Here is an 8,657-nt window from a genome sequence, read left to right as displayed (position 1 = left end):
TTTCTTTTGTGTTGAGTGTTCGCAAAATTTCCATAAGATAACCAAACATAACAATCATAAATATAAGGCTTATTATAGTATTTATAAAAAAGCAGAAATTGATGACGGGTTTGAGTGTTTCAAGTATAATGATGTAAACTAGGACAGGGAAGCATTTAAATAGAAAAGTAATGCTTTTATGATTGTAAATAATATTTATGCCAAAGCTTCAATAGTCAAGAAAGGACTAAAGCATACTTTAGCTATGAAATTAACCGCCAAAGGAACAAACCTTGCAGTCATACAAAAAAATTAAAGCATGCAAATCTAAATACAACAACTATACACAAAAGCTGATTATAATTATTTTTATGTCAAAAATCCTATAAAATATATTTCTTTTACTTTTTATTGCTCATCTTTTCTAATAAATTTTCTAAAATAAGTTAGTCTTCACGCCGATTTTTCATCCTGGTTGATTGTATTAAAGTGAGTAAAATTTAATTATTTCAACTAAGTCTATTTTTGTTTAAAATATTGCGCATATTCAAAGGGTCTTTCTTTCAGTTTAAAATAAAATTTATTATGAAATTGGGTTGTAGTATTTAAAGTTTTTTGAAGAGCTCCTAAAGAATATTCTAAAGCCCCATTATATATTATCTCTTCTTTTTGTAAATAACCCACAGCATATTCCAAAGGAGAGATATTTGAGAAAAATAATTCAATAAGATTAAAATTTAAATGATTATTTGCTTCTACATAAAAAGAATGATTTCCATGTATTTTGTAGGTAGCTAAATTAAAAAATAAATTATTTTTATCTTGATATAAACCTATATCATAAGCAATGATAAATTTTCTCAAACTCCATACAAGATAAGAATAAAATAAATCATCGCTAAAATCTACTACTTCATAGTCATTTTTTTGCACCATTTCATCTAGCATTGAAATTAGTTCAAATTTATTTAAATTTTTATTTTCGATATAGTAAAGTTTAATACCATGAACTTGATTAATTTCATTAATATAAGAAGTTAAAAATTCAATATTATCTTTATAAAGTTTTAAGAAATATTTTTTTAATTCTAAATTATCTATAATTTTATAGGGGTTATTTTTGAAGAAAAGTTCTTTAAGTCCTTCAAAGCAATTCTCACCAATATTAAAAGCTTTAAAAATGATATTTTTTTCTTTGATTATAATTTTACCTAAATAAATGCTTGTTTCAAATTTGAAATTTCTCTTAAGATTATATTCTTTTTTTAAGAATTCTTCATCAAGTCCTTTTATACTCATATCACTTTGCAAGCCCAAGTAAATAGTTTTATCTTCTCTTATATTGGAGATATAATCTTTAAGCGGTATTTTTATAGTTTTCATTATTTTCCTTGATTATAAACTTCTACCTATGAGGGTTTCTACATATCTTGGATCTCTTTCATTGGGCTGAATTTCATAGGCATCTTGTATAGCACCTATATTGCAACCTACTAAATAATTCTCACTAGGATCGCAAATTCTACTAAATTTATCAAAAATAATTTTCTCATTGATATAAGCTTTTTCAGAATAAAAAACATATCTGCCTAGAGCATCCATATTGTGATTATAATATTTTTCTATATAAAAATGCCTACATTCGTGAAAAACCGTTTTTGCAAATTCTTTAAAATAAGCTTTTAAAATGTATTGATTTAATCTGACCTTATTTTCTTCATAAGCTCCAAATGATAAAGATCCGCTAGGCTTTTGGCTATAAAAGACTACATTTTCTAAAGGTAAATTAAATTCTTTACAAAGAGTTTGAGTTAAAGCTTTTAGAAAATCTTTACATTCTTTAAGATCTCTGTTTTTGTTATTTAAAAGCTCTGTGTGGAATTGTTTAAAACTTTTACCATTCTTATACTCTAAAGGTAAAATTTTATTAATTATGGTGCTAATATATTTGCCATCTCTATCTTGAAGATAATTTCCTTTATCTTTTTCTGATATACTTGTTAAAAATTCCTTATTGATTAAATCAAATCTATAGTATATATAAGCGATTTTTCCGGCAAATTGAGGATAGGTTCTGAGATAGGTAAAAAAGTCTCTTTTTTCTTGATTTTTTAAATTTGCCCTTAAAAACCAATTTACCTCTTCAACACTATCGATTGATTTTTGTCGGTTAAGATTATATACATTAAGGGCTTTTAGCTCCTCTCTTGTAAATAATTCTTTCACCCTATCATCTCTACCAGAGCCAACTTTAAAACTCATATCTATGATTTTATAAGCATCATTTAAATTAGGAAGTCTTTTAAATTTATTTTTATCTTCATAAGCAAAAACTAAAGCATAATATTTATCAAATTCTTCTTCATTAGCCCTTGTTAGAGGTAAACTAAAGCCTATTTTTTCAAATTCTTCATCTTTTTCCTCATCATCCATTTCCCAGCATTCATGAAAATATTTACTTTCGTCTTTTAAAAACTTTATATCTTTAAATTCTAAATGCTCTTTACCTTCTAAAATTCTTTGAAGTCTTGCTTCATTTTGAATTTGAGCTAAAGCCCAAACGATATTTACATCATCTTCTAAACCATCAACTTCGCATTCTACATAAGTCCCTGGTGCAAAATTTGCCTTTTCATCGATAATAATCCTTACACTTTTTTCAGCACTTACCACATCTTCATCTTCATCGAGTTCCCATTCTATTTCTTTTATGAAATTTACTTTAGATTTCTCTTGCTTAGGATACTCTACTCTTAAAGAAACAATTCCTTCCTTCTCATCTTGTATAAACTTAGCTTGCTTACTTAAATCCTCTAATAACTGTGCTTGTGCCATACCTATGCTACCACTACTGCCAAACTCTCCCTTTTCATTGATGCTATAAAGATATAGATTATCTTTTATTATGCTTTGCTCTTTTTTATCTTTTTTGCTTGTTTTGTTTTCTTTTTCATTACTTTCTTTTATTTTTACTTCTTTAAAAGTTTTAGAACATTCTTTATTGGTATATAATCTTACACAACATTTTCCCCAAGTTTTTCCTATTTCAAAGGGATAATCTTTTAAAAAGTTAGGCTTAGTATCTTTAGCTATTTCATTAATCTTTAAATAATACTCCCCTTCAGGTAAAGTGCCAAATCTATCTTGAATGCTTTCATCATCATAGTAAAAATAAGCCTTTCCACTTTTGCTTTTATCTTTTTCATCTTGGTAAAAATAATGTGCAATTTGCTTTTTACTTCTTTTTTGATTGTCTGCCTTAGCAGTGCCACTTCTTGCCATGTAAGAATTAATCAATTCATTTCCTTTATAATGATAGAGATTAAATCCATCATAAACTAAATGATCTTTAGCTTTAAATTTAAGCATAAGTCCAACTTTGTGATGGGTATAATTATTAAATATTCTTTTAGCATTTTGTAGAGGAGTAGGAAAATAAGCTTCACTTTCATCAAGCTTTACTTTAAAGCTATAACAATCACTAAAATACTTTTCTTTATCAAATCTTATTTTACCCTTTTCATCACTGCGTCTTTTTAGATTAACTACTCTTAAAGCTTCATCATGTTTAAAACCTTTGATAATGATTTTAGCATTAGCAATGGGTTTATTGTGTTCATCTTTTAAATATAAAGTGATAAAGCAAGGTTCTTTAGCACTGGATGAGGATTCATTTAAGGGTTCTTTTGAAAGTTTATTAAAACTTGCATTGTTGTAGGCAATTGCTTTTTTAAATTCTTTAGGTTTTAATTTGATATTTAAACTTTCTTCTAGTAAAGAATAATTTTTAATCCTTGCATTATGATTGTTATATTTTATATTCAAATCCCCTAGAGAATTTAAATCCTCTTTATCGTATTTAAAATGATAAAGCAAATTTTCTTCTTTTTCTTCAAATAAAAACTCATTATTTTCTTTTGCACCTAAAAGAAGTTTTTCGTAAAAAAACACTCTTGTATTAAATTCTTTAAATTTAATATTATATTCTTTTTCTATTCTTTTAATGTCAAGCAAAGAATCATTTTTAATAAATACATCACAATGATTATCATAAATATGGATTAAATTTGACATCGATGAAGCATTATTTAAAAAGATAATTCTTTTATTTTTGTCTTTATTTTCTAAGATGAAATGGTTTAGGTTTTTAGAATGAGATGTTGGTTTGTATTCTTGAAAATCCTCTTGGTTTTGTTCTAATATATTCTTATTTTGAATTTGATTAAAGCTCATAATGTTCTTATAAAGTTCTTTTCTTGCATTTAAGTAAGTATCTGTGATTTTATCTTTGTGTAGCAAGAATATAATATAAAAGCTAGAATTGTAAGGAAATTTTTCTTCTATATATGGTATGCTTAATAAAGCTTGATTGTTTTGATTAAGACTCGTAAAGCTTTCACAAAAATACAAAGCTTTTAATAGATAAAATTCTGAGTTGATATGGATATTATCTATTGTATCTTTTGGACTTAATATTTTGTAATTATTTTGCAACTCATTGATTCTTTTAACAATATCTTTACCATCAAGTATAGGAGCTTTTTTAAAGTCATAAAAAGGATAATAATAATGCTTTAAATCTTCTAAAATTTTGCCATTATAATACAACTGAATTCTTTGCATATTTTTAATTTGTGTTTGATGACAATGTGCTAAATTATAATAATATTTTTCTTCAGAACTTAAATGAGTTTCATACTCTCTTATAAAATCAATAAAAGAAATACCACTATCTTTTAACCAATCTTCTATTTTAGAATTAATCCACCAAAGAATTATCATACCAGTGCCAACAATACTAATGGCTGCTAAAACAGCTAATAAGGTGCTTGTAATTGCTATCGCACTATAAGTTGTAATAGCTGCTGTGCTTATTATCGGTATTCCTATTTTAAAAATTTGCGAAGCAATAATTTCAGAACCAATTTTTACAGAAACTTTTAAACCATCTTTTGTTTTTTGATATTCTATTAAAGCATCAATTCCACTAAGGGTATTATCTGCTCTTTTTATGATGATTTTAAAAGGGAGTAGGTAGGGTTCGAGGTCTTTTTTAAATTGTTTTGCTGTATCTAACATGTTGTTTAAATAGCCGATTGTTTCTTTCTTGTCTTGAATTTCATTTTGATGCATAAAATTTTCTGTTTTATTTACATCTTCCACTTCTTTAAGTAGTTTTTCTCCTATTTCATCTACACCTGCATCTTTTAAAAGAATTTGCAATTCTTTTTCTGTTTCGTTTAAGGTTTTATTTTGAGTGTTAAGTTCTATCTCATTCATTTGTACATTCTTTTAGTTTAGATTGTAGGGTATTAAGATTTGTCAATGTCTTCTTGTTGAAGTTTTCTAAAATTTTATTAATATTTTCTTTTAGCTTCTCTTTAGCTTGATTATCTAAAAAAAAATCTTTACGAATTCTTCTTGTAACATTATCTGTAATTTTATTTAGTTTTCTCATTGTATTTAAAATTATTGCAGTTTTAGAATTATCAAATTTACATGTGAATTTTTTAGAAAGATCTCCAATATAAATATGGGAAAATCCCCAGTTGTTTCCAATTAAAGAAGATGTATAATAAACAATATGTGAAAAATCATGACTTTTGATTTTATTTTGCAAAAAATCCTCTTCTAAACGAGTATTTAGAAAAAATAAAAAATCTTCAAGTGCATCAAATCTTTCCTTGTCAAATAAAAAATAAGTTTTATGATTTGTGATATTTCTTTCATTGTATAAAAGATAGGATATAATATCGTTATTTAAATTTAAAACAATTCGACTAGCTTTTCTTGAAAGTTCCTCATCTTCATCTAGGAATGAATAAATAGTTAAAGTTCTTATATCTTCAATACTAGCTTGTATCATCTTAAGATTTTTAATAATCATTTGTGTAACTTTTTCTTGATTATAGTTTTCTTTGCTTAAATTCTTAGCATATTCTAATTCTTCCTTACCTTCGTTTTCACTCCATTTGATTAAAGCACTAAGATTTTCTCTTGCTTTGCTTTCATTATCTTCTTTAAACTTTAGAGCTTCATGGATAAACTCATAAACACTACTAACAACTGCAATAAAAACTAATACAATAAAAACTATAATAGAAATTTTTTTTGATATTTTAAGCAATTTTTTTACCTTTAAAGTTAGTATTATTTATTATAGCATTATTAGATACAATCTTAAAATCTTCTTTTATATCATTTATAATGGTATTGCTTTGTTTTGTATTGTTTTCTTGATTTGAATTTTCATCTTGATTTAAATTTTTATTTATTTCTTTGTTTTTATTTTTATTTATTGTTTCATCTTTACTATTTATTTCTTTATTTACAATCAAAGAATTAATATAAGTTTGATAAGCATTTTCTAAATCTTCAAAACCAAGTTTTTTAAATTCATCAATACTTTTATAAAGTTCTTTTCTTGCTTGTAAATAAGTATCATTTAGTTTGTTTTTATGAGAGATAAAGATAGTATAAAAACTAGAGTTAAATTCTAATTCTTTTATTGTGTTTTCATCAAATAAAGCTTGCTTATCTTTATCATATAAAACATAATCTTCACAAAAATATAAAGCTTTTAATAGATAGGGTTTTGAATCGATGTTGATGTTGTTGATATTTTCTAAAGATAGTTTTTGTATATAGGCTATTTTTAAATTATTGATTGCTTGTATAGATACAAGCTTATAATTATTATATTCTTGACTAAAATAATTAAGATTTTCTAAAAATATTTTATACTCATTGATATATTCTTTTTCATTTTGTATATTATTTAAATGCTTAAGACTTTGATTGAAAATATTATTATTATAAAAATTACAAGAAAAACTATCAAAATTAAATTCTTTTAACAAATTACTATTTTTATTATCTATAGAACATAAAGGAGTAAAGGAATTTTGTATGTTTTTGTAGTAGGGGTAGAGAGAGTGGGCGGTGGATGTTGCTTTTCCTCCTAGAGAAGTTATGTTTATTATGAATAGTTTTTTTGTTTTGGTTATTTTTTTAATTGTTGTAAAAATTCCTGATGGTGCTAAATAATACAAAGGCCTTTCATTGACATCTTTTATTAAATATTCTAGTATAATATTTCTAGAAGTTTCATTTTTAATAATATCTTTTAAAAAGTCTAATTCTTCTAGTGTCTGCCTTTTATGAAAATCATCTAAAATAACACTTTTTTCTTGCCAATCTCTAAAACCTGAAATTCTAGCTAAAAAATCTCCAAAATCATAAAGTCCTATATAACAATCTACAATACCATCTTTAATATCCTTAAGATGTTCCATTAATCCTTTATTTGTCATTTTCTAGCCTTTTTAATTTGCAAAGAAGAAGTAAAATAATATTTATTAGTTTTCTACTAAAAAGAATGATTATTGATAAATAACATATCATTTCAAATAATCCATATTTTGAAAAATATCTACCTAAATATATGAAATTTAAAAATACAATTGGTGGAAAGAGTAATAAGTTTTCACAAAAAATACTATACACCCAATCTATAACTTTACTAGAAACTCCATATTTACTTTTGCAATTTTTACATTTTATTTCTAATTTGCCTGAGAATATATTCCAAATATTTTGCAATTTATTGATTTTTCCTTTACAAACTTCACATTCTTTATAAAGCGACATTTATCTTATCCCTTTACCATTTTCTACAATTTCTTGCCTTTTTCTTAAAGCTTCTTTTATATTTTCTTTAATATTAATAGTGGTATTGTTTTCATTTACATTCATCTAAAGCCTTTTGAATTTTATTTATTGTATCTTCTAGAAAAGGTGATATATCTTTACGATAATTTCTCAAATTTTCTTTTAATGTTTTGTCAAAAAGTTTTGAGCCATCTGGATCTAAGTTAATAAATATAGTATAATTTCTCTTTATTTGATTAAACATTAAGTTTCTATTTTCAAAAGAGCACAATTGATTATTGCGAAGTAAAAAAGAGCTCGGAATTGATATTTTTAAATAAATTGCTGCATTTTTATATTCTGTTCCCTTATCCAAATAACCTACACCCTCTAAGTAATCATAAAATTCTTCGTAATGTTTTATAAATTTAAATTCTTCTTCAAAAATTTGTCTTTTTAAATCTCTAGTTGATGCTCTTAAGTTTAGATATTTTTGTTTTTCATTTGAGTTTAAATCACTTATGAAATTAAGATAGCGAAAAAAAATTTGTTCACCACCAACTAAAAAGTAAAATGTATTAGCGTAATTTTGAAGAGAAGCTTGGTAATATTTATCTTCAAATCCAAATAATTTAGCTACCTTAAAATCAAAAATAGCCTTTTGCATTTTTTCATTTAAATCTTTAAAATCTTCTAGTTTAGGTTGATGGTCATCTATAATTTTAATCATGTCTTTAGGACTTGGGTTTAAAGTTATTTTTTCAAAATTTCTAAATTCTTGTTCTTTTTCAAAGCGATGATTTGTTTCCCAATAAATCGTATATAAAGGAGAATAAAGTAATCTTGCAAGCACAGCAAGTATTATGATAAATATAATACAAGGTATATAAAATTTTTTAAGTTTGTAGAAGGGTTTATTCATTGTTTATCCTTTATTACTCTGCTTTAAGTTCTCCACCTCTAACCACAAGTCCATTAGAGTCTATAGTTACTTCAACTCCACCTGCTTTAATGATAACACAATCAGG

General features: G+C 24.9%; 5 protein-coding genes and 1 pseudogene. 1 reads left to right on the top strand and 5 read right to left on the bottom strand.

What is annotated here, in order from left to right:
• Positions 1-128 precede the first annotated feature (128 nt).
• Positions 129-336 (top strand): annotated as a pseudogene (locus ELQ12_RS10870) (tyrosine-type recombinase/integrase); the annotation flags it as partial.
• Between the two features lie 162 nt (positions 337-498).
• Here the strand turns inward: ELQ12_RS10870 and ELQ12_RS09030 are convergent.
• The 5 genes from ELQ12_RS09030 to ELQ12_RS10435 form a co-directional block, all read right to left on the bottom strand.
• Entirely contained in the window at positions 499-1,362 is an 864-nt protein-coding gene (locus ELQ12_RS09030) for a hypothetical protein (RefSeq protein ID WP_044261321.1), read from the bottom strand.
• A gap of 12 nt (positions 1,363-1,374) precedes the next feature.
• A complete protein-coding gene (locus tag ELQ12_RS10760; protein WP_243834147.1) occupies positions 1,375-5,259 on the bottom strand; it encodes a hypothetical protein in 3,885 nt (1,294 codons plus the stop codon).
• On the bottom strand, positions 5,252-6,106 hold the full coding sequence (locus ELQ12_RS09020) for a hypothetical protein (protein ID WP_070243607.1): 855 nt from the start codon (positions 6,104-6,106) through the stop codon (positions 5,252-5,254). The genes ELQ12_RS10760 and ELQ12_RS09020 overlap by 8 nt, the downstream gene beginning before the upstream one ends.
• Positions 6,099-7,292, bottom strand: a complete 1,194-nt coding sequence (locus tag ELQ12_RS10440; RefSeq protein WP_208379394.1) for a hypothetical protein — start codon at positions 7,290-7,292, stop codon at positions 6,099-6,101. Before ELQ12_RS10440 ends, ELQ12_RS09020 begins: the two co-directional genes overlap by 8 nt.
• Positions 7,293-7,720: 428 nt before the next feature.
• Positions 7,721-8,551: a hypothetical protein gene (locus ELQ12_RS10435; RefSeq protein WP_243834146.1), complete on the bottom strand. Its 831-nt coding sequence runs from the start codon at positions 8,549-8,551 to the stop codon at positions 7,721-7,723.
• Positions 8,552-8,657: the final 106 nt, after the last annotated feature.

It is taken from the genome of Campylobacter sp. US25a (genome assembly GCF_004379075.1).
GTDB classification, from domain to species: domain Bacteria; phylum Campylobacterota; class Campylobacteria; order Campylobacterales; family Campylobacteraceae; genus Campylobacter_D; species Campylobacter_D jejuni.
This window is presented reverse-complemented; position numbering and strand designations above follow the sequence as displayed.

Bases quoted from the DNA above. Each gene is read 5' to 3' on its own strand.
- ELQ12_RS09030 (WP_044261321.1), bottom strand. From the start codon at position 1,362: ATGAAAACTATAAAAATACCGCTTAAAGATTATATCTCCAATATAAGA.
- ELQ12_RS10760 (WP_243834147.1), bottom strand. From the start codon at position 5,259: ATGAATGAGATAGAACTTAACACTCAAAATAAAACCTTAAACGAAACA.
- ELQ12_RS10440 (WP_208379394.1), bottom strand. From the start codon at position 7,292: ATGACAAATAAAGGATTAATGGAACATCTTAAGGATATTAAAGATGGT.
- ELQ12_RS10435 (WP_243834146.1), bottom strand. From the start codon at position 8,551: ATGAATAAACCCTTCTACAAACTTAAAAAATTTTATATACCTTGTATT.